This window comes from Rhodococcus sp. T2V, assembly GCF_029269925.1.
GTDB classification, from domain to species: Bacteria; Actinomycetota; Actinomycetes; order Mycobacteriales; family Mycobacteriaceae; genus Rhodococcus_F; species Rhodococcus_F koreensis.
The window spans coordinates 73894-93397 of sequence record NZ_JARJBD010000030.1 but is presented as its reverse complement, the minus strand read 5'-3'; the positions used below and the strand labels follow the sequence as shown (position 1 = coordinate 93397).

The 19504-nt window shown below is 64.3% G+C and carries 17 protein-coding genes; 3 read left to right on the top strand and 14 right to left on the bottom strand.

Annotation, left to right across the window (positions count from 1 at the left end; genetic code table 11):
* Positions 1-8 precede the first annotated feature (8 nt).
* Genes P3H15_RS24705 through P3H15_RS24685 form a run of 5 tightly spaced genes read right to left on the bottom strand, consistent with a single transcriptional unit; the run spans position 9 to position 6050 of the window.
* Positions 9-365 carry a VOC family protein gene (locus P3H15_RS24705; RefSeq protein WP_276139631.1) on the bottom strand — a complete coding sequence of 119 codons (357 nt, stop codon included), beginning with the start codon at positions 363-365 and terminating at the stop codon, positions 9-11.
* A gap of 46 nt (positions 366-411) precedes the next feature.
* Positions 412-1605 (bottom strand): LLM class flavin-dependent oxidoreductase, encoded by a 1194-nt coding sequence (locus P3H15_RS24700; RefSeq protein ID WP_276139630.1) that lies wholly within the window; start codon positions 1603-1605, stop codon positions 412-414.
* Positions 1606-1656: 51 nt separating this feature from the next.
* Positions 1657-3432, bottom strand: coding sequence for a hydantoinase B/oxoprolinase family protein (locus tag P3H15_RS24695; RefSeq protein ID WP_276139629.1), 1776 nt, complete (start codon positions 3430-3432; stop codon positions 1657-1659).
* Complete coding sequence (locus P3H15_RS24690) at positions 3432-5564, bottom strand: hydantoinase/oxoprolinase family protein (protein ID WP_276139628.1); 2133 nt, start codon at positions 5562-5564, stop codon at positions 3432-3434. The genes P3H15_RS24695 and P3H15_RS24690 overlap by 1 nt, the downstream gene beginning before the upstream one ends.
* Positions 5565-5597: 33 nt before the next feature.
* On the bottom strand, positions 5598-6050 hold the full coding sequence (locus P3H15_RS24685) for an NUDIX domain-containing protein (protein ID WP_276139627.1): 453 nt from the start codon (positions 6048-6050) through the stop codon (positions 5598-5600).
* A 74-nt stretch (positions 6051-6124) separates the two neighbouring features.
* On the opposite strand from P3H15_RS24685, the gene P3H15_RS24680 reads away from it, so the two are divergent.
* Positions 6125-6868 carry an SDR family NAD(P)-dependent oxidoreductase gene (locus P3H15_RS24680; protein ID WP_276139626.1) on the top strand — a complete coding sequence of 248 codons (744 nt, stop codon included), beginning with the start codon at positions 6125-6127 and terminating at the stop codon, positions 6866-6868.
* Between the two features lie 99 nt (positions 6869-6967).
* Here the strand turns inward: P3H15_RS24680 and P3H15_RS24675 are convergent, their stop codons facing one another.
* Positions 6968-7678, bottom strand: coding sequence for a cyclase family protein (locus tag P3H15_RS24675; RefSeq protein WP_276139625.1), 711 nt, complete (start codon positions 7676-7678; stop codon positions 6968-6970).
* 335 nt (positions 7679-8013) lie between these two features.
* Between P3H15_RS24675 and P3H15_RS24670 the strand changes: the two genes are divergently transcribed.
* Positions 8014-10212 (top strand): acetate--CoA ligase family protein, encoded by a 2199-nt coding sequence (locus P3H15_RS24670; protein ID WP_276139624.1) that lies wholly within the window; start codon positions 8014-8016, stop codon positions 10210-10212.
* A 196-nt stretch (positions 10213-10408) separates the two neighbouring features.
* Here P3H15_RS24670 and P3H15_RS24665 read toward each other — a convergent pair whose 3' ends face one another.
* The 3 genes from P3H15_RS24665 to P3H15_RS24655 all read right to left on the bottom strand — a co-directional run bounded on the left by P3H15_RS24665 (position 10409) and on the right by P3H15_RS24655 (position 13913).
* Positions 10409-11908 (bottom strand): MFS transporter, encoded by a 1500-nt coding sequence (locus P3H15_RS24665; RefSeq protein ID WP_276139623.1) that lies wholly within the window; start codon positions 11906-11908, stop codon positions 10409-10411.
* 138 nt (positions 11909-12046) lie between these two features.
* Positions 12047-13036 (bottom strand): phosphotriesterase, encoded by a 990-nt coding sequence (locus P3H15_RS24660; RefSeq protein WP_276139622.1) that lies wholly within the window; start codon positions 13034-13036, stop codon positions 12047-12049.
* A gap of 64 nt (positions 13037-13100) precedes the next feature.
* Positions 13101-13913: an SDR family NAD(P)-dependent oxidoreductase gene (locus tag P3H15_RS24655; protein WP_276139621.1), complete on the bottom strand. Its 813-nt coding sequence runs from the start codon at positions 13911-13913 to the stop codon at positions 13101-13103.
* Between the two features lie 97 nt (positions 13914-14010).
* On the opposite strand from P3H15_RS24655, the gene P3H15_RS24650 reads away from it, so the two are divergent.
* Positions 14011-14781 (top strand): SDR family NAD(P)-dependent oxidoreductase, encoded by a 771-nt coding sequence (locus tag P3H15_RS24650; protein ID WP_276139620.1) that lies wholly within the window; start codon positions 14011-14013, stop codon positions 14779-14781.
* A gap of 63 nt (positions 14782-14844) precedes the next feature.
* On the opposite strand, the gene P3H15_RS24645 is transcribed toward P3H15_RS24650, so the two are convergent.
* The 5 genes from P3H15_RS24645 to P3H15_RS24625 all read right to left on the bottom strand — a co-directional run bounded on the left by P3H15_RS24645 (position 14845) and on the right by P3H15_RS24625 (position 19457).
* The gene (locus P3H15_RS24645; protein WP_276139619.1) at positions 14845-15774 is read right to left on the bottom strand and encodes a TIGR03621 family F420-dependent LLM class oxidoreductase; all 930 of its coding nucleotides are present in this window, start codon (positions 15772-15774) and stop codon (positions 14845-14847) included.
* A gap of 6 nt (positions 15775-15780) precedes the next feature.
* Positions 15781-16761, bottom strand: coding sequence for an alpha/beta hydrolase (locus P3H15_RS24640; RefSeq protein WP_276139618.1), 981 nt, complete (start codon positions 16759-16761; stop codon positions 15781-15783).
* A 41-nt stretch (positions 16762-16802) separates the two neighbouring features.
* Positions 16803-17552 (bottom strand): SDR family NAD(P)-dependent oxidoreductase, encoded by a 750-nt coding sequence (locus P3H15_RS24635; protein WP_276139617.1) that lies wholly within the window; start codon positions 17550-17552, stop codon positions 16803-16805.
* The gene (locus P3H15_RS24630) at positions 17549-18730 is read right to left on the bottom strand and encodes an LLM class flavin-dependent oxidoreductase (RefSeq protein WP_276139616.1); all 1182 of its coding nucleotides are present in this window, start codon (positions 18728-18730) and stop codon (positions 17549-17551) included. Before P3H15_RS24630 ends, P3H15_RS24635 begins: the two co-directional genes overlap by 4 nt.
* 85 nt (positions 18731-18815) lie before the next feature.
* On the bottom strand, positions 18816-19457 hold the full coding sequence (locus tag P3H15_RS24625) for a hypothetical protein (RefSeq protein WP_276139615.1): 642 nt from the start codon (positions 19455-19457) through the stop codon (positions 18816-18818).
* Positions 19458-19504: the final 47 nt, after the last annotated feature.

The window sequence follows — 19504 nt, the reverse complement described above, 5'->3', positions numbered from 1 at the left end:
TCGGCCCCTCACGCTTTCAACGGCGCGTACAGCACTACTGCGTTGCCCCAGGGGTCCAGCACGACCGCACGTGTCTCGTGCGGCCCGTCCTCCGGATCGCGAACGACCGTGGCTCCGGCGGCGACTGCGGCATCCACCGCCGCCGCGACATCGGACACCTTGAAGGACGCTGCGACGCGTCCGCCGGTGACGTCCTCTTCGGGGCCCGCGATGGCGACGGTGACCTTGCCCCCGTCCAGCGCGGCAAATCGTGTGCCGTCCTGAAATTTCTTCGGAAGGGTCAACACCGATTCGTAGAACTTCACCGCGGAGTCGACGTCGTCGACGGGATACAACACGTTACCGACGGAAACCTGCTGGGTCATGATCGGATTCTCCAATTCTTTCAAGTGAACGTGTGGACGGCGGCGCTCACAGCCGATTCGACTTCGTGTCTTCGTAGCGCTTGCGGGCGCGGGCATTCGCCGCTCCGAGCGCTACCTGAAAGTCACCCTCGGAGTTGTGGAAGGTGTTCCAGTTCTCGATTCGACGACGATTCGAATCCTGAAAGTGCGGCACGACCTCCCGCGCAAACAACTCGTACGAATTCAGCGTGTCCTGCGGTGACGCCCAGTCGAGCACTCGGATCAGGTGGGTGCCGTAGCCGCCGGAGACTTCTTGCATGCGCTCGATGTGCTCGATCGCATCTTGCGGCGTTCCGACCACACCGAGATTGGACGCACGGAACACATCGAGGACCGACGCCCCCTCATCGAGACCCGACGAATCGTAGATAGCCTTCAGAAAGCTCGCATCCCGGAACAGGTAGCGGCCGGCGTCTTCTATGGCGTACGCGACCTGACGCTCAGCTTCTTCCCGCGTGGGGGCAACGTGAATGACACTCACGAGCCGCCAGTCTCGGCGGTCGCCCGGTCCGTGTCCGTGCAGCGCGCGCTGCTCCGAGTAGATGTCCCAGTGTTCGGCGAGCACGCGACTGCCAGCGTCGGTGGCGGCGGCGAGGGCGAGCATCGGCAATCCGAATCGCCCGGCCAACATCGCGCCCGCGGGTGAGATGACGGCTGTGACAGCCACCTCCGGGTGGGGGCGGGTATAGGGCAGCATCTGCAGCTGGGCCTGTCGCAGTTCGAACCACTCGGTTTTGCGGTCGATACATTCGTCGGATGTGAACAGTGCGAGAATCGCTTCGAGAGACTCTTCCATGCGCTCACGGAGCGATGAATACTCGAGTCCCATCATCGCCGCGTCGGACGGCAGGGCACCCGGCCCGACGCCCATGATGAGCCGACCGCGGGTGAGGTGGTCCAGCAGTGTCATACGTTCGGCCACCATCAACGGATGGTGGTAGGGAAGCGAGACCACTCCGGTACCCAGTTTGATGTTTCGGGTGCGTTGGGCGGCTGCTGCGATGAAGAGTTCCGGACTGGAGATGATTTCCCAGCCACTCGAGTGGTGCTCGCCGACGAAGGCTTCCTCGAACCCGAGCTTGTCGAGGTGTTCGATGAACTGGAGGTCGCGCTCGAGGTCCCAGGTGGGATTGTTCGACGGCTTGTGCTCGGGCCCGAGGAAGACACCGAACTTCATCCGCGTGCGGTCAGGGCTGGTCACGATCGATCACTTCCTTTGGTTACGCGGGTAGTCCATTCGACGGCTGGTGATCTAGTCATGAGTGGCAGTCCTTCGTGCATCGGTCGCTGCGTGGTCGATCTCGCCCTTCGCGGTAAAGATCACGCCGTAGGCGCGGCGTGCGCCCTCGACTGTGATCCGTGCGGCGGCGACGTCGTCGACGACGCTTTCCACGGGGCGTTCGAATGGATTTCCGATTCCGCCGCCGCCGCTCGTCTCGACGATGAACTTCTCGCCCGCGAGAAAGGGTTCGTTGTTGACTTTCGAATTGAGAACGACGGTGTCTCCCGCAAGTGTGTGCTTCTTGAAGGCGCCGGTGACCCCGGAACTCCCTCCGTCACGCCCTCGTGGGCCGATTTCGAGCCGATCGCCACGAGTGGTGACGTAGGCGTCGGCGAGAAGCCGGAAAACCGTGCGGGTTCCGAGGCCGCCGCGCCAGCGTCCTGGTCCGCCGGAGTCCGCGATGTACTCCACCTCCTCGACGATGAGGGGGCAGCGCGCTTCTACCGGCTCGACCTGAGGAACCGAGTTTCGCCCGAGGCCGAAGTGAACGCCGGTCGCATCTGGTCCGTCCTTTCCGAATCGGGCTCCCACTCCGCCGAATTCGTAGGCGAGATGGACCCAATACGGTGCCGTCGTCGCCGCGATCGAGAAGGGTTGCAGGATCCCTGATGCCGCGATGGCGCGTTCGGGGACTGCATCGGACAGTGCCTGGAGGACGGCTTCCATGGCAGCGTACGCCGGGAGGAAACGTCCACCACAGGGGTAGGGTGACTGGGCGTTCAGCAGAGTGCCCTTGGGCAGATTCACCTGCAGGACGCGCAGGCACCCGTCGTTCATCGGGATCGTCGGGTCGACGAAGCACCGGAACGCGAACACTGCTGCGGCGAGCGACTGGGAGATACTCGAGTTGACGGCAGCGGCGACTTGTTCGCCGGTTCCCTCGAAGTCCAACGATATCTCGCGGTCGCCAATTGTCACTGCCACCTGCACGCGATGGTTCCGCAGGTCAGTTACTCCGTCGTCGTCGATTGTGTAGTCGGAGCGGTAGGTTCCGGCAGGCAACTCCGCAATCGCGGCTCGGGTGAGCACCTCGGTGTAGTCCAGGTAGTCGTGGACGCCGGCCGCGAATCCCTGCACTCCGTATTCTTCGATGAGTTCCTCGACACGTTTGGCAGCGGTCGACGCGCCTGCGATGAGCGCGCGAACATCGCCTTGCACCTTGTCAGGTGTCCGGCTGTTCAGGGCGAGGATCCGCATGATCGGATCCTCCAACCCGTCCGCGCCGGCGATGCGGACGGGCGGCAATTGCAGTCCCTCGGCGAAGATCTCGGTGGCCAAGGAAGCCATTCCACCGGCTGAGGCTCCGCCGATGTCCGACACATGGATCAAGGTCGCGGTGAAGTACTCCACCGCACCTGCGACGAAGATCGGTTTGAAGATGAGGATGTCGTTGGTGTGGACCCCGCCCTTGTAAGCGTCGTTGGTGGCGAACACATCTCCGGGACGCATTGTGTCGATCGGGATGTCGGCGAGCAGGAAGGGCACCGCCACCGACAGCGCCATACTGTTCATCAAAGTCGTGGCCATCGAATGAGCAATGAGGCGGCCGTCCTTGTCCAGGATGGCGGCCGACGCGTCGGAACCCTCCACGACGAAGGTCGAGAAGGCGGACCGCACGACGACGATACTCGCCTCCTCGGCGGCGACGACGAGTGCATTGCGGAGCACCTCGGAAGTCAGTTGCGCTGCGCCCTGTTCGCTGGCGTCGAGAGTTACGGCCGATCCGTCGGCCAGTACGTGCGTCATTACTTCTCCTCCGAAGCGCGCGTCAGAACTACGTTGAACTCTGCGTCAACCAGGGCATTCCATGCCGGTGGGACCACAATGGTCGATTCACCGTCGGCGATGACGAGAGGCCCCGGCACCGGCTTGGCGCCGATTCCTTCGCGTTCGTAGACGGGAGTTTCCCGGTATTCACCGAACTCTCGGAACCACACGCGGCGCTTCCGTGACGGCCCCTGCCCCTGTGCATCGGATGTCGCGCGGCGTCCGAGAGGCACTTTGGGGACCACGTGGGTGACCCGGACTCGGTAGCTCACCAATTCAATCGGGCCGGAGCCGTCGATTCCGTACGCCTCCTGGTACTTCTCGGCGAAGCGCGCACGCAGTTCCGGGAGCGAGGCGTCATCCCAGTGCCTGCCGCTGCCGTCGCTGATCCGGATGGTCAATTCGTGTGCCTGGCCGGCCAAGCGCACATCGACGGACCTCTCGACTCGGGTGGTCGGCGCGGCAAGTTCCACACCCAGATCCGCAGCCGCGGCCTCGGAGAGCTGAGCGAAGGTGTCGTCGACCGACGTACCGTCGATTGCGTTCTCGTGGCACAGCCGGGTGAGGACACGATCGGTGCTCAAGTCGGTGCCCAAGAGTCCGACTGCGGAGCCGACACCGCATGACGGGGGAATGATGACGGTGCCGATGTCGAACTCCTCGGCCACTCGCGCCGCATGCATCGGGCCTGCGCCACCGAAAGCGACGACCGAGAAGTTCCGAGGATCCAGGCCACGTTGGACAGTAACCACCCGCACCGCTGCAGCCATTGTCGCGTTGGCGATCTCGTGAATGGCGTTTGCCGCGGCTTCGAGACCGACACCGAGCGGTTCTGCCACACGCTCGCGGATCGCGCGGGCCGAATTCGCGGGCTCGAGTCCCATCGTTCCACCCGCGAAACCGATCGGATCCAGATAGCCCAGGACGAGGTTCGCGTCGGTGACGGTCGGGTCCTGCCCGCCGCGAGCGTAGCACGCCGGGCCGGGCTCGGAACCGGCCGAATGAGGTCCGACACGCAACGACCGGCCCTGGTCGACCCAGGCGACGCTGCCGCCGCCGGCTCCGACCTCGGCAAGGTCGATCGCCGGCGTCTTGATCGGCACTCCGGTGCCGGCGCGACGTCCTCCGAAACTCCCCTTGCCGCCGACGTGGAACTCGGTGGTGATGGCCGGGGCGCCATTGCGGACCACCGAGGCCTTCGCCGTCGTTCCGCCCATGTCGAACGAGATCACATCCGGTTTACCCGCCGACAGACCTGCGGCACGGGCGGCGAGTACTCCGGCCGCGGGACCTGACTCGATGGTCGCGACAGCACGGCGACCGGCGAGATCTGCGGACATGACTCCCCCGCCGGACTCCATGACCTGAACGCGCGCATCGATTCCGGCGTCGCGAAGCCGCTGCTCGAGCTTCCGTAGATACGAGACCATCACCGGGCCGACGTAGGCGGACATCAGGGTAGTGGTGGTGCGTTCGTATTCACGCAGCTCTGGCCATACCTCGGCCGATGTCACGACCGTCGCCCCTGCGGGGAGCACGTCGCGCACGATCTCTGCGGCGCGCAACTCGTGGGCGGGGTTCACGTACGAGTGCAGCAGCGCGATCGACACCGATCGGATACCGCGGTCCCGGATCTGCTCGGCGACTGTGCGCACGGACGACTCGTCCAGGGGAATGATGACCTCACCCGCGCTGTCGAGGCGCTCGTGTACGTCGAAACAGTCGGCCGCTGGGATGGGCGACAACGGCGGATCGAAGAATGTGTCGAAACGGTCCTCCTCTACCCGCGCGTAACGGCCGAGGGGAAGAAGGTTACGAAATCCTCGCGTACCGATGTGCGCGACCCGGACACCCTTCTGCTCCAGAATCGCGTTGGTGGCGAGTGTGGTCGCATGGACCACCCGATTCACCGCGGTCGGTTCCACTCCCGCGGTGGCGAGGGCCGCCTGCACGCCCTTGACGATTCCTTCGGTGGGATCGCCGTGAGTGCTGAGCGTCTTGGCAACCGATGCCTGGCCGGCCGGGCCGGCGAGGACGACGTCGGTGAAGGTGCCGCCGACGTCGATGCCGAGGGCGTACCCGTTCGGCGAATGGTTCGGATCTGCTGACATGGAGTCACCCTAACTACTTGAGCAAGCGCTTGTCTATGAGATGGTGGTGTGCAGTTGAGACCGCGATTCGGCGACGAGAACGGACAGCCAGGGCACCAACTCCCGGCCGTCCTCCCCCGCCCGGCTCCACGGGATCCAGCAGACGTCCTCATGTTCCCAGTTGAGCCGGATCCGTTGATGACGCGTGGTCGCCACGAAGACGTGCACCGTCCAATTCCCGTCATCGCCGGGCAGGCACAACACCGGACCCTCGACCAGATCGTCCAGGTCGAGGCGGGACAGTCCCGTCTCCTCGACCAATTCGACCAACACGTGTTCCGCGGGATCGGCGCCGGAGTCGAGATAGCCCGTGACGCAGTGCCACCTGCCCGGGTCGCTGGCAACAAACGAACTCCTCCGGAGCAAACACAGGGCACCGTCGTTCTGCAGGAGCAACGCGACGACACTGCGATCATTACGCCCGAGTCGCTGGCCCGTGCAAGCCATCTCCACCCCTTTCGGTGTCGTGGATCACTATACACTTACCCAAGCGCTTGCTCAGTAGTGTATCTTCGGGAACCATGCAGACCGATCTCGCAGGCAAAATAGCGCTGGTGACCGGCGGCGGCGCCGGCATCGGCGCTGAACTATCCCGTCGACTCTCCCACCGCGGCGCGACGGTTCTCGTGCTCGATCGTGACCTCAGCGCGGCCAAATCCGTAGCGAACTCGATCGAGCGGGGAACCGCCGTCCAGATGGATCTCGCGGACTCCACATCGATCGCGCTCGCTCTCGCAGATAACGCAGCGCTGCGCGAGGTCGACATCCTCGTGAACAACGCAGGCCTGACCCGAGTCGAGCGGTTCGTCGACAGTGACCCCTCGGCATGGGACACACTGTGGCAGGTGAACCTTCGCGCGCCCATGCAGCTCTGCCACGCAATCATCCCGGAGATGACGAAACGCGGATGGGGCCGGGTCGTGTTCGTCGCCACCGACAGCGCGCGAGCGGGCGGAGGCGGGGAGGGCATCTACTCCGCGACGAAAGCCGGCCTGCTCGGGTTCTCGAAAACCCTGGCGCGGGAGACAGCTCGGGACGGCATCACGAGCAATGTCGTCTGCCCGGGCCTGATCGACACTGCCATGCTGCAGTCGGTTGCGGAGAACAACCCCGCACTGATGGACAAACTCGTCGGTGCCATTCCCATGCGCCGCATGGGATCCGCAAACGAGGTTGCGGCGGCAATCGAGTTCCTCTGCTCCGCCGACTCCGGGTATGTCACCGGACAAACCTTCAGCGTCAACGGCGGTATCACCATGATGTGATGTGGTCGCGCGGACCGCATGGCTCGATGAGGATCGATCTCTCCAGGCACGACAGTGCTCGTCACTGTCGTGCCTGGAGGAACTTCGGGTAACTCCCTCCTAGAGAACCACAACTGGATTGATCGGACTCGCAGTGCCTCCCACGATGGGCAGTGGCGCGGCGACGAACAGGAACTCCCCCTGCTCTGTTCGCGAAAGCTCTTCCAGCCACAGCATTTCGATAAGCGATACACCATGTTCCCACAGCGTCAGCATGTGAATGTCCTCGTCGACGGACCCGTGGAACACGCCACCGGGATCGAGTGCACCCACCGCGATGTTGTCGCTGCCGATAGCCACGACGTCACGTTCGACCAGCCACCGGCCCCCGCTGTGGCACAGACCTGGCTGCTCGTCGTTGTATTTTCCCGGGTCGTCGGCGAATACCGTGGCCCATCCGGTTCGGACGAGCACCACATCGCCAGTCCGGACGTCGACACCGGCAGACTGCGCCGTGTCCGCGAGCAACTGATCGTCGATTCGCATCGAAGCCGGCAAGTGCGGCACCCCGAGATGCCCGGCAACGTCGAGCATCACGCCGCGGGTGATGAGCGGGCCGAGTTTGTCGATCCCACACCGCGTCGCGCCGTAGCTGCGCACCCGATTTGCCGAATGACCATTGAACAACGAATCACCGCGCCACATATGCGACAGCGCATCGATGTGAGTAGTCGTGCCGTGCGGCGAGACCATCAATGCATCGTCCGCCACCGACATCTCGCCCTTGATCCGTCCTGTGCCGGCGGCGTAGTCCCCGCCGTCCATCGACATGAAATGCTGTGGCAGTGGCCGCCCGGCAAGATGGGGGACGCGGGATGCGGCCGGCCCGGACGTCGATCCTCGGATGGGCAGGGCCAGTGAGATGACCGTGCCGTCTCGGACGGAGCCGATCGCGTTTCGCACAACTTCCGCGGTCAAGAGGTTGGCGGCGCCGCGTTCGTCATCTGCTCCCCACCGGCCCCAGTTCCCGAAGCGCACGTCCCTGTCGCGTTCAGCCGGTTCCGCCATTCGTTCATCCTTTCGGCACTGCCGCAGCATCTGACCTTCAGCGTATGATACCAAGCAATCGCTTGCTTAAACACTTTCCTATGAAGAAGGATGCGCCGATGCCCCAGAATTCGAGCCCCGTCCTCCATCCGTCCGAGCCCGCCGCCGGCGCAGCGCCGGAGTCGCACAGCTCGGCGGTGCCGGCTCACGAGCAAGTTCCGGAGCATCGAGTCAAGGCGATGCTTACCCGGTACGGAATCGACGTGCCCGCCGGCGCGACCTTCAGTTGCGCCGGCGAAGCAGCCGAGGCCGTGAGCGGATTGCACGGCCCACTTGTATTGAAGGCTTTCGGCCCCGGACTACTTCACAAAAGTGACGTCGGCGCCGTCGTCCTCGGCCTCGCCGCCGACGACGTTCCGGCAGCGGCCGCGAAGATGGAAATATCACTGGCCGGCAAAGATCTCGTCCCGACCGGGTACCTGGTCGAGCAGCAGCACCGGGGCGGGCTCGAGCTGATCGTCGGTGTCGTCCGCGATTCCACCTTCGGTCACGTCGTTCTCCTCGGGCTCGGTGGTATCGCCACCGAAATGCTCGACCTCTCAGCGCTGCGCGTCGCACCACTCACCCGTGAGGATGCCGAGGCACTGGTGGACGGGTTTCCGGGCGCCCCACTATTGGAAGGCGCACGGGGTCGCATGCCGGCCGATCGTGGCGCACTCGTCGACTTCCTGCTGGCAATCGCCGGCGAACAAGGCATGATCCACGATCTCGGCGACCGGTTGGAGGAATTCGAGTGCAACCCGATCGTCGTGACGTCGAGTGGCGTGCAGGCGCTCGATGCACGTCTCATCCTGAACTCGACCACGCACGCCGAAGCTGACCCCGCACCCGCTACCGACTTCTCACGCCTGTTCGCGCCCCGCGCGATCGCCGTCGCCGGCGCATCCACCAGTCGTTCCACCTTCGGCAACCGCTTCCTCGCTGCCTATCGTGCAGCCGAGTGGAACGAACATCTCTACGCGCTTCATCCGCAGGCCACAGAGGTCGACGGCGTGCCTGCCTTCCCGTCGATCGAGGCGATGCCGTCCGCCGTCGACTACGTCGTGGTGGCCGTACCCGCGAATGCGGCACCGAAGGTGGTGGCAGATGCGGCTTCCGCCGGAGTCGGCTTCGTCCACGTCGTAACCGGTGGCTTCGCCGAAATGGGCGAAGCCGGTGCCGCCCTGCAGAACGAACTGGCGCGCGGCGCCGACGGCACGAAGACACGGATCCTCGGGCCGAACTGCCTCGGAGTCTTCGCGCCCGGAGGACGACAGACATTCACCCTCGGTTCACCGATCGAGTCCGGATTCGTTTCCGTGGTGTCGCAGAGCGGTGGTCTCTCCGGTGACATGATCACCGTCGGTTCTCGCAGGGGTATCCGGTTCTCCAAGCTGGTCAGCATCGGCAATGCAATTGACGTGACCCATGGCGAACTCGTTGACTGGCTCGTTGACGACCCCGAGACGCGAGTCATCGGCATCTACCTCGAGGGCACCCGGGACGGTTCGTCTCTATTGCATGCATTGCGTCGCGCGAAGGGCACCAAACCGGTTGTGGTGTTGCGTGGAGGTTCGAGCGCCCAAGGCTCGGTGGCGGTGAGTTCTCACACAGGATCGATGGCCAGCAGTACGAAGGTATGGTCCGCTATCGCCGAATCCACCGGCGCGGTCCAGGTCGGTTCCCTCGAAGATTTTCTGTCCTGCCTGAGCTATTTTCAGCAGTACATCGACCACCAGCGTGCCGCCGACGCCGACGGGGTCCTCGTCATCGGACTGGGCGGCGGCGCATCCGTACTCGCAACCGATGCCTGCGATCGGGCCGGCCTTCGGCTCACTCCCCTGCGCGGCGATCTGCGACGAGAACTGCGCGAGCGTGGATACGGAGCGGGAACCAGCGTGGCCAATCCCCTGGAGGTGCCGGTCGGGCCCGCATCGCCCCCGTCAATTCTCGTCGATGCCCTCACACCAGTATTCGCTCCCGAGGGACAGAGCTTTCAGGACCTCCTCATCCATTTCAACGCGGCCGCCTACTACAACTACGGGACCGCAGGCATCCAACCCATGATCGATTCGCTGCACACCGTCATCGAGGCCGAATTTCCGGTTCGCGTCGCAGTGGTCATCCGGAACGCAGATGTGTGCCCACCGTCGGACATCGAGCTCGTGAACAACTTCTCGAGGGAATCCGGTGTCGCGGTGTACCGCGGCTTCGACGAGGCCGCGAGCGCCGTCGCCGCAGCTCAGTGTTTCGACGCCCGCCGGATACCTGAGGCCTGACCGCTGCCGAACAGCGCCAAGCGCCGGGCTTGCGCCCGGCGCTTTGGCTTTCGTTGGTTCAGTATGCCGATACGAGGGCAGGGCCGGTCCTGGCCCGGACTTGCGAACGGCCGAACGTCAGAAGCGGCGCCCACGACGACAGTCGTGGACGCCACCTCTCCCTGCGGCCCGCGGCCTTGACAAGCCGGCTTATGTATCAGTGCGCCACGACATCCGACGCCGTTTGCACGGTACGAACATCAACAGCGCGGCCGTGCGGCATGATCTTCAACACGAACAAGCCGACCAGCGCGAATGCGGCAGCGATGAGGAACGCGATGCGATACCCTTCCGGTCCGAAGAACGTTCCCAGTTCGGTGGTGAACGCGTGCATCGCAAGCATGGCGAAGACAAGCTGGACTGCGAGCGCGCTGGACAAGTTCTGCGCCGACAGCATGATCGACGACGTGATGCCCTGCTTCTCCGGAGGCGCCGACTGGACGACGAGGTTGGGCAGGCCGCCGTAGGTCGCACCCATTCCGATGCCGCAGAAGAGCAGCCACAGCAGCACCTGCCACGACTGCGAGTGCAGGAAGGCGAGACCGACACTGCCGACCGCGAAGGCACTGCACCCGACCATCATCGGATATCGGATACCCCACCGCATCGCCTTCGCACCGCAGACCAGGCCACCGATCACCATGGCGGCACCATGGGGAGCCATATAGGCGGCGACGCCGAACGCATCCGAGGCAAATCCGATCTCCCCACTCGGATCCCGCGGCATCTGAACGATCAACGGGACGAGCGACACCACGATTGCAGCGGGTCCGTACACAGCGAAGTTGAGTACGAGGGTTGTCCACATCGGCCGTGTCCGCAACAACGAGATCTCGATGATCGGTTCGGGGAACGAGCTGTCCCACCAGACCCAAGCCACGAAGCAGGCCACGCCCGCCGCGATGAATCCGAGGAACGCGAGCGAGGTCCATCCCCATGTTCCCGCATTTCCGAGACCGTATACGAGCAGTGCGCCGCCGACGCCGAGCAGAAGCGCGCCGAGCCAGTCGAGGCGGGACTTCACCCTCAACGGCGACTCCGGCAACAAGGCCAGCACACCGACGATGCACACCGCTTGGAAGGCGGCGATGCACCAGAACACAGAAAGTGGGCCGAATGAGTCGATCAGCCACCCGGCGATGAACGGCGCAACTACCAACAGGGCGCCGGCGCCTGTGAATGTCACCGTAATCGCGAAGGCGATCAACGGTTTCGGGAAGACATCCCGGATGAGAGAATACCCGAGCGCCGGAGTCACGTAGAGCAGTCCCTGTAGGCCTCGGCCGACGAGGAAGATTTCGTAGTTCGGCGCCATCGCGGACACGACCCCGCCGACGGCCGACAGGCCGGTCACGATGATCAGGAGGTTGCGCTTGCCCCGCAGGTCGGCCAGCTTCCCGATCAGGGCGACACCGACAGCGGTGACAAGGTTTGCGACGGTGATCGTCCAGCCGAGGTCGGCTGTCTGGAAGTGCAAGCCGATCCCGGGAAGTGCGGTGCCGACGAGACTGTACGAGAACGTCGCAAGTTCACCGAGCATGACAACGACGACGAGCGCGCCGATCCAGCGTGGTGTCCAGTAGTTAGCCTTCTCGTCGACTACTGGTGTCGAGCGGGTTTCGTCGAGGGGGTCGAGGGAGGGGGGATTTGTTGTCATACACGGCTCCTGTCCGATCCGGAACTATGACGGAGGTTGATGTGACGCACGACACTGCGTGCTCGGGGTCACATTAATTGACCAAGCGCATGCTTGGCAATAGTCGCCATCGGCCCGGTGTGCCGAGAGCAACAAGGATCAGTAGCCACCCTGCACGGTAAAGATCCGGCGCGGGTTGTCGACGAGCATCGTGTCGATGTCCTGCTGACTCACTCCCCTCGACAACAAGGCAGGCACCACATCCTGAGGGATGTGGGTCCATCGCCACTGGGGATTCAACTCCCGACGCCGGACCGGATCCGACATGTCGGAGAAGCACGAGGTGTCGTGCGACAGGACCATGCGCTCTGCGTACCCGCGTCGACACATCTCGGCAACGATCTCGACCCGCTTCTCGAAGGGGACGGTGTTGAGCCCGAATCGATCCATCCCCAGATACGAACCCTCGTCGGCCAGTCCGGCGAGATATCCGTAGTCATCGGTGTCACCCGAGTGACCGATCACCACGCGAGTGAGGTCGACACCCTCTTCCTTGAAGACCTTCTGCTGGTCCAATCCACGGCGCAGTCCCGAGTGCGTATGCGTGGTGATCGGAGCACCGGTCTCCCGATGTGCGTGCGCGACCGAGCGCAGCACGCGGTCGACATCTTTGGTCAGTCCTGCTTCGTCTGTGACACATTTCAACAGCGCCGCCCGGACTCCGGTGCCGGTGATGCCTTCGGTGATGTCGCGGACGAAGAACTCGGCGAGGCGGTCCGGCCCACCCGCCGGTGTACCGGGGCCGCGGTAGTGGAAGTACACGGGAAGTTCACTGAGCACATATGCGCCGGTCGCGACCACAATGTTGACGTCGGACTGCTCGGCAACACGCACAACCCGAGGGACGTAGCGGCCGAGACCGATAACGGTGAGATCGACCAATGTGTCGAAACCCTCGGCCTTGAGTGCCGTCAGCCGTTGGACGGCCTCCGCAATCTGCGCATCCTCGTCCCACTGTTCGGGGTAGTCGGGCCAATTCTGTTGCACTTCGGGGCTGGTGACGAAGATGTGCTCGTGCATCAGAGTGCGGCCGAGCGCCGACACCGGCACCTCGCCGGTCGCGGTCGGGATAGTGGCTTCTATGGTCATCTATTCTTCTCCTGGAGATGGCACCGCGAGGTAGGACGGGTGGGAAGCTTGTGCGGGCAGGTGCTCAGATCGGCGCCTGCGGGTGCACGATGTGGTTCTGCGCGTGCCAGGGCTGGTGCGCCTGGAACCCGCCGTCCACGATGATCGTCTGACCCGTGACGTATCTCGATTCTTCTCCGGCGAGAAACGTGATGACCGACGCCAGGTCCGCGGTCTCGCCGAAGTCGTCGACCAGCAGGTTGGCGTTGTACGCCGCGAGCTTGTCCGGAGACAGGTTCTGCTTCGCGGTCGGGCTCAGAATCAGGCCGCTGGCAACGGCATTGACACGGATTCCCCGTTTGCCGTGCGAGGTGGCGACCGAGCGGGTGAGCGAGTATTTCGCGGCCATCGACGCCGCGTAGGCGACATGCACGGTGTCCCCGCTGAAGCCTGATGTCGAACCGACGTTGACAATCACTCCTCCGCCGCTGCGCTGCATGATCGGAATGGCGTACCGCGTCGCCCAGACCGCACCGTAGAAGTTGACGGCGAAGGTCCGTTCCCACGCATCGTCGGGCGTGATCTCGACGTTCACGTCAGCCTTCTCCACGCCGCCGTAGGCGACGGCGTTGTTGATCAGGCTGTCGATTCGGCCGAACGTCGTGTCGGCCTGAGCGACAAGCTTCTCGACGTCCGATTGCACTCCCACATCGGCGACCACGGTGTGCACCGATCCTCCCGCTGCGGAGATTTCGTCCGCCACCGCTAGCAGCTTCTCCTCCTGAATGTCGTTGATCACCACGGATGCACCCAACTCCGCCAGTCGCAATGAGACCGTCCGTCCCACCCCCTGCGCTGCACCCGTGACGATCGCGACCTTTCCATCCCAGTCGACCATTGACCCGTTCCTTCCTGTTGGCTTTCCTTCACGCTACTAGAGCAAGCGATTGCTTGGTATAGTCGTGACACCATTATTCGAGGAAAGGAGCGGGCGAATGCTCGACTTCGAGAAACGGCCCGGTGCGGCCCTCATCGCGGGCGGAACGGGCGGCATCGGTCGCGCGATCAGCCGTCTGTTCGCCGAGCGCGGCAGCGACGTGTTCTTCACCTACCGCGGAAATCAAGAGGGCGCCGCCGGCCTGGCATCCGAACTCAGCGCGCTGGGCGCCAAAGCGGAGTTCGCGCGAGTCGACCTCGCGAACAGCGACGACGTCGCCGAGCTCGTCACCCAGGTACGGGCGTCGTGCGGCGCAATCCATACCGTGGTCTACGCCGCCGGTCCCCATGTCCCGATGACCCACCTCAGCAAGGTCACGCCTGAACAATTTCGACACCAACTCGACAGCGACGCTGCCGCCTTCTTCAACCTGGTCCACCCCACTCTCCCGCTCCTGCGCGAAACACGCGGCAACATCGTCGCCGTCACCACCGCCGCGACCCGGCGGTTCCCCGTCCGTGACGGCCTGTCGTCGGCCCCTAAGGGCGCCGTCGAATCCGTCGTTCGGGCGTTGGCTGCCGAGGAGGGGCGATTCGGACTGCGTGCGAACTGTGTAGGACCGGGAATGCTCACCGACGGTATGGCCGCACGACTCATCGGATCCGGCGATCTCGACGACCGAGCGTTGGAGATCACCCGTGGCAACATTCCGCTGCGCCGGTTCGGCGACGCTGACGACATTGCCGAAGCCGTCGCCTTCCTGGCGTCCGACCGGGCTGACTTCATCTCCGGGCAGACTCTCGACGTCGACGGCGGATACGGCGTCTAGAACTTCCGCGTGTGAACGAGGGGAGCGGCTCGGACCGAGCCGCCCCCTCGTTCACACGGGCCGCTATTCTCCGGCCAGCTTTTCGACGACCGGGATGAATGTTTCCAGATCCTTGTCGTTGTGCAGGACGAAGAAGTTCAGGCCGTGCGTGTCCCGCCAGAACCGCAACTTGTCGACCATCTCGCTGACATCACCGCGCAGGATCTGCGGAGTGTCCTCCTGACGAGACAGATTGACCGCACTCCAGCTTTCCGTGCTTTGCGGAATCCCCACTTCCTGAATGCTGGTGCCGATCGCGATGTCGTCAAATCGCGCGCCCGCCGACTCGCGGATCGTGTCGATCTTGCCGAGGAATGATTCCAGACCGCCGTCCTTCTCGTCGGGCGCCGTGCCGTCGGCGCGCACCCGCAACGTCAAATTGATGTAGTCGGCGTACTTGCCTGCCAGACGCAACATCTTCGGGCCACCGCCGGGGAAGAGAAACTTCGGAAACGGCTTCTGTACCGGCTTCGGCTCCTGCACCAGTTCATCGATCTGGTAGTACTCACCCTGGTACGAGAATGGTCCCTCGCCCCACACGCCACGCAGGACGTCGAGTGATTCGACGAAGCGATCAAATCGCACCTTCGGCGGATCGAAACTCAGGCCGGCGCGGTCGTAGTCCTCGCGCATCCAGCCCGTGCCGAGCCCGACATCGAGCCGGCCGTCGGACAACACGTCCAGGGTCGCCAGTTCCTTTCCCAGCACGACCGGGTGCCGATAGTCGTTGGAGAACACCAGTGTTCCGATACGGAGCGTCGATGTTGCTGCTGCCGCAGCGGACAACGCCGCGATCGGCGCAAACCGAGGACCCACGAAATGGTCAGGCATCAGCATCGTCGAGAAGCCGGATTGCTCCACGAGCCGTGCGCGATCCGCCCAGGCCCGGCCCGACTCGGCCTTCCGAACGACCACGCCGAACTTGAATTGCTTAGTCACATTGTCAGTTGTCATCTGCCTTCATTCCTCGCTCACTGCTACCAGAACGGGCTTCGGTGCTGCCTCCCGCAGTCCGCCGAATCGGCGAACCGCTTCCAGCAGGTCGGAGAGCGCCCGCTTGCTCGCCGAGGTCCGGGGCGCGACTCCCGTGAAGCCATGTGGCACATCGGGAAAGGAGTGCAGCTCGACCGATACGCCCGCCCGGATCATCCGAAGGGCATAGTCGATGGCCTCGTCGTGCAGACAGTCCGCGCCCGCCGCCGCGACGTACGCGGGCGGAAGTCCGACCAGGTTCGTCGTTGCGGAAGGAGATGCATAAGCAGCCGGCGCGGACCGCTGGGCGCCCAGATAGTGCCGCCAGCATACCTCAGCGTCGTGAGCGTTGAAGATCGCGCCGTCGGCGTACCTGCGCATCGAGTCGAAGCCGAGCGTGGAATCGATGAACGGGTAGAGGAGGATCTGACCCGTCACGAAGACGAGACCCTCGTCGCGCAGCCTCAGAGCAACGGCGGCGGCAAGTCCGGCGCCGGCGCTTCCACCGCCGATCACGATATTTCCGTCGCCCAGCCTGTCGAATTGCGCTGACTCACCGGCCGATGCCAGCGCCGTCACCACGGCGTAGCAATCCTCGAATCCGGCGGGATAGGGGTGCTCCGGCGCGAGCCGGTAATCGACCGACACAACCCCTATCCCGAGTTCGGATGCGATACGCGCACAGAGACTGTCGTCCTCGTCCGCGGTGCCGACAACGTAGCCGCCGCCGTGGATCCACACGAGTGTCGGGGAATGGGCCGACAGGTCTGCCGGCAGGTAGACGCGCGCCTCTACCTGGTGCCCGTCGGCGCTACGAACGCTGCGGTCGACGAGTACCTCCAGGTTCGGGGGGAGCCGTGGTGGCTCGATCGACGCGCGCAGTTCCGCGAAACTCGCCCGCTGGGCAGCGGGGTCGTCGAACTGCAACGGTGGAAAATTGGCTACTACAGCTTCGAATTCGGCATCCACTAGTTCTCCTGTGTCGGGTTGTGAACGAACACGTCCACGGGTCACCCCGTTCCCGTCGCACCACCGTCGAGGACGAGATCTGTTCCCGTGATGTACGAGGATTCGTCGGAGGCCAGAAATACGGCACCTTCGGCTATTTCCTCGGGCTCGCCGGGGCGGCGGAGCGGAAGCCCACTCCAGAGATCGGGGTCCCGCTGCTGCTGCTCGGGGATGTTGACGCCCAGCATCGGTCCTGTGATCGCGCCGGGTACGAGGCAGTTTACGCGGACATTCGACGGCGACAACTCCGCTGCGGCAACGCGGGTCAGTCCCCGCAGGCCCCACTTCGTCATCCCGTAGGCCGCGTGCCCGACGTGTCCGCCCAACCCTGCGGTGGACGACACGTTGATGATCGAACCGCCGCCGGAGTCGATCATCAGCGGCGCAGCGGCGCGGATGCCGAGGAACGAGCCTTTGAGGTTGACGGCAATCATCGCGTCGAGCGCGTCGTCGTGCTCGTCGAGAATCGGACGTGTCCAGTATCGCGCAGCGTTGTTGACGAGCACGTCGAGTCGGCCGAAGTCGGTCTCGACCGCGGCGACGACCGCTTTCCACGAGTCCGCGTCGGATACATCCAGATGAGCGAAGCGGACGTCCCCATCGATGTCTGCTGCGGTTGCAGCGCCGAGATCATCGTCGACATCGGCGATGAGCACTCGGGCTCCCTCGCGTGCGAAGGCCCGCGCCTCTGCTGCACCCTGTCCCCGCGCGCCTCCGGTGACGAGTGCCACCTTTCCGGCAAGCCGGCTCATACTGCGGCCGTGGCGCGCTCGCGGTCGGTCACCGGAAGGCGGAAGTGCGGAATGATGTGTTCGCCCCACGCCTTGATGGTTGCCATGCACACATCTTGGGGAACGGTGCCCATTTGGATGAGGCAAAGTACCTCGTCCACACCGACCCTCTCCAACTCTTCGACATACTTGATCGCGGTGTCGACGCTGCCGTACGCGTGGTCGACGTTGAAGTTGGCTGCGGCAAGAGATCGTTCGGAGTACTGAGGGCGGTCACCGCGGTCGAACGCCGCCTTTTCCGCCTCCGCCTTCGCATGCATGTATGCGATGTTGTCGTCGTTCACGGTGTCACCCGTGGGCGGCTTCGCTCCACCGAGGTGCCAGTACCCGATCGATTCGCCGAAGAACCGTTGCCCGCGTGCACCGATCTCCTTGGCGGCCTGCTCGTCGTCGAGGACGATCGTCGGGCAGAGCGCGACGAAGTGATCGTTGACGACATCGGAGACGAATTTCTCACCGGTGCGGCTCCGCACCCGATCCCAATACAGTTGGTGCTGCATCTTGACGCTGTCGAGGCCGCCGAATCCGAACACGAGGGCACCGACGCCGAGTTCGGCCGAATGGACGACAGTGTCGGGCTTCGTGCTGGCCAGGAAGAGCGGCGGGTGCGGTGTCTGCACGGGCCGGGGCAGCACGCGCAACGGCGAGTTTCCCTCCGGAGCCTGGATGTCGAGAAGCTCACCGTGGTACTCGAAGTCGGGCGAACGCCATGCCGCGGATACGATGCGCAGGGCCTCCTCTACCTGTGCTGCGGTTTCTGCGGGATCGACGTTGCACATCGCCGCCTCCTGCAGAGTGCCGCCGCGCGCGGCTCCCAGGTCGAGGCGGCCGTTTGAAAGCACATCGAGCATGGCCGCTCGTTCGGCCACTCTCGTCGGGTAGTTGAAGTTGAACGGCATACAGACGGCGCCGTGTCCGATTCGGATGCGCGAGGTCTTTGCCGCCACGGTCGCGAGGAACAGCTCCGGCGCCGACATGTGCGAGTAGTGTTCGAGCCCATGGTGTTCGACCGCCCAGATGCCGTCGAAACCCATTTCCTCGGCGTACAACGCCTGCTCGATCGAGTCGTGGTACGTCTGGCGTTCCTTCTCCGGGGTCGGGTCGGCGATCTGCGCCTCGAAAATCATGGAAAACTTCATTCTTGTCCCTTCATTGAGCAAGCGATTGCTTTTCACCGCGCCCATTGCGATCGGGACGACGGAGATACCGGATGGTGCGCGCTGCTCAGGCAGCGCGGAGGGCGTGCCCGGAACGGGCCAGGGTCGCGACCCGGCGTCCGAGCAGGCTGATATTCGACGCCAGCGTCACATCGGAAAACTGCGGGGTTCCGTCCCACGACGTCTCGGTTCCTGCGTCCCGCTTGGTGACAACCGTGCCGGCACCGCCGACGACGTACCCGCCGAGGTTGCGCACCGAACGCGCGAGAAAGTCGACATCGATCGCGGCGGTGGCGGCAGACGCCCCGATGACGACGACGCCCACTGCCGCGTACCGCATGCTCGCATGAGCATGTTCGAGCATGATCAGACGCCGCAGCTCGTCGAGCCCAGCCGACCGATGTCCCGATTCGACGATCACGACGAGTCCGTCCAGCCCCGGCCCGACCTCGCGTTCATCGGGTTGCACACCCTCGGCGTCGAAGATCGCACCGAGCGCGGCGTCCATCATGTGAGCAGAGTCGTAATCGCCCCAACTGTCGGCATCACGGTAGGCGTGAGCCGCCAACCGCGCCCGGCCGGCCACCGCGCGAGATCCCCCGTGACGGCGCAGTCGCGGAGCCTTGCCTGCAGGAGTGAATGCTGGTTCCTCCACACGAGCGGCGGCGAGGCGGGAGAAACGGGGCGCGAGATCTGAGCTGACCAACATGGGGCGATTCCTCCGAACAAGGTGGGGTATCGCCTATGTAACCGCGA

Bases quoted from the DNA above. Each gene is read 5' to 3' on its own strand.
- P3H15_RS24705 (WP_276139631.1), bottom strand. From the start codon at position 365: ATGACCCAGCAGGTTTCCGTCGGTAACGTGTTGTATCCCGTCGACGAC.
- P3H15_RS24695 (WP_276139629.1), bottom strand. From the start codon at position 3,432: ATGACGCACGTACTGGCCGACGGATCGGCCGTAACTCTCGACGCCAGC.
- P3H15_RS24690 (WP_276139628.1), bottom strand. From the start codon at position 5,564: ATGTCAGCAGATCCGAACCATTCGCCGAACGGGTACGCCCTCGGCATC.
- P3H15_RS24685 (WP_276139627.1), bottom strand. From the start codon at position 6,050: ATGGCTTGCACGGGCCAGCGACTCGGGCGTAATGATCGCAGTGTCGTC.
- P3H15_RS24680 (WP_276139626.1), top strand. From the start codon at position 6,125: ATGCAGACCGATCTCGCAGGCAAAATAGCGCTGGTGACCGGCGGCGGC.
- P3H15_RS24675 (WP_276139625.1), bottom strand. From the start codon at position 7,678: ATGTCGATGGACGGCGGGGACTACGCCGCCGGCACAGGACGGATCAAG.
- P3H15_RS24670 (WP_276139624.1), top strand. From the start codon at position 8,014: ATGCCCCAGAATTCGAGCCCCGTCCTCCATCCGTCCGAGCCCGCCGCC.
- P3H15_RS24665 (WP_276139623.1), bottom strand. From the start codon at position 11,908: ATGACAACAAATCCCCCCTCCCTCGACCCCCTCGACGAAACCCGCTCG.
- P3H15_RS24660 (WP_276139622.1), bottom strand. From the start codon at position 13,036: ATGACCATAGAAGCCACTATCCCGACCGCGACCGGCGAGGTGCCGGTG.
- P3H15_RS24655 (WP_276139621.1), bottom strand. From the start codon at position 13,913: ATGGTCGACTGGGATGGAAAGGTCGCGATCGTCACGGGTGCAGCGCAG.
- P3H15_RS24650 (WP_276139620.1), top strand. From the start codon at position 14,011: ATGCTCGACTTCGAGAAACGGCCCGGTGCGGCCCTCATCGCGGGCGGA.
- P3H15_RS24645 (WP_276139619.1), bottom strand. From the start codon at position 15,774: ATGACAACTGACAATGTGACTAAGCAATTCAAGTTCGGCGTGGTCGTT.
- P3H15_RS24635 (WP_276139617.1), bottom strand. From the start codon at position 17,552: ATGAGCCGGCTTGCCGGAAAGGTGGCACTCGTCACCGGAGGCGCGCGG.
- P3H15_RS24630 (WP_276139616.1), bottom strand. From the start codon at position 18,730: ATGAAGTTTTCCATGATTTTCGAGGCGCAGATCGCCGACCCGACCCCG.
- P3H15_RS24625 (WP_276139615.1), bottom strand. From the start codon at position 19,457: ATGTTGGTCAGCTCAGATCTCGCGCCCCGTTTCTCCCGCCTCGCCGCC.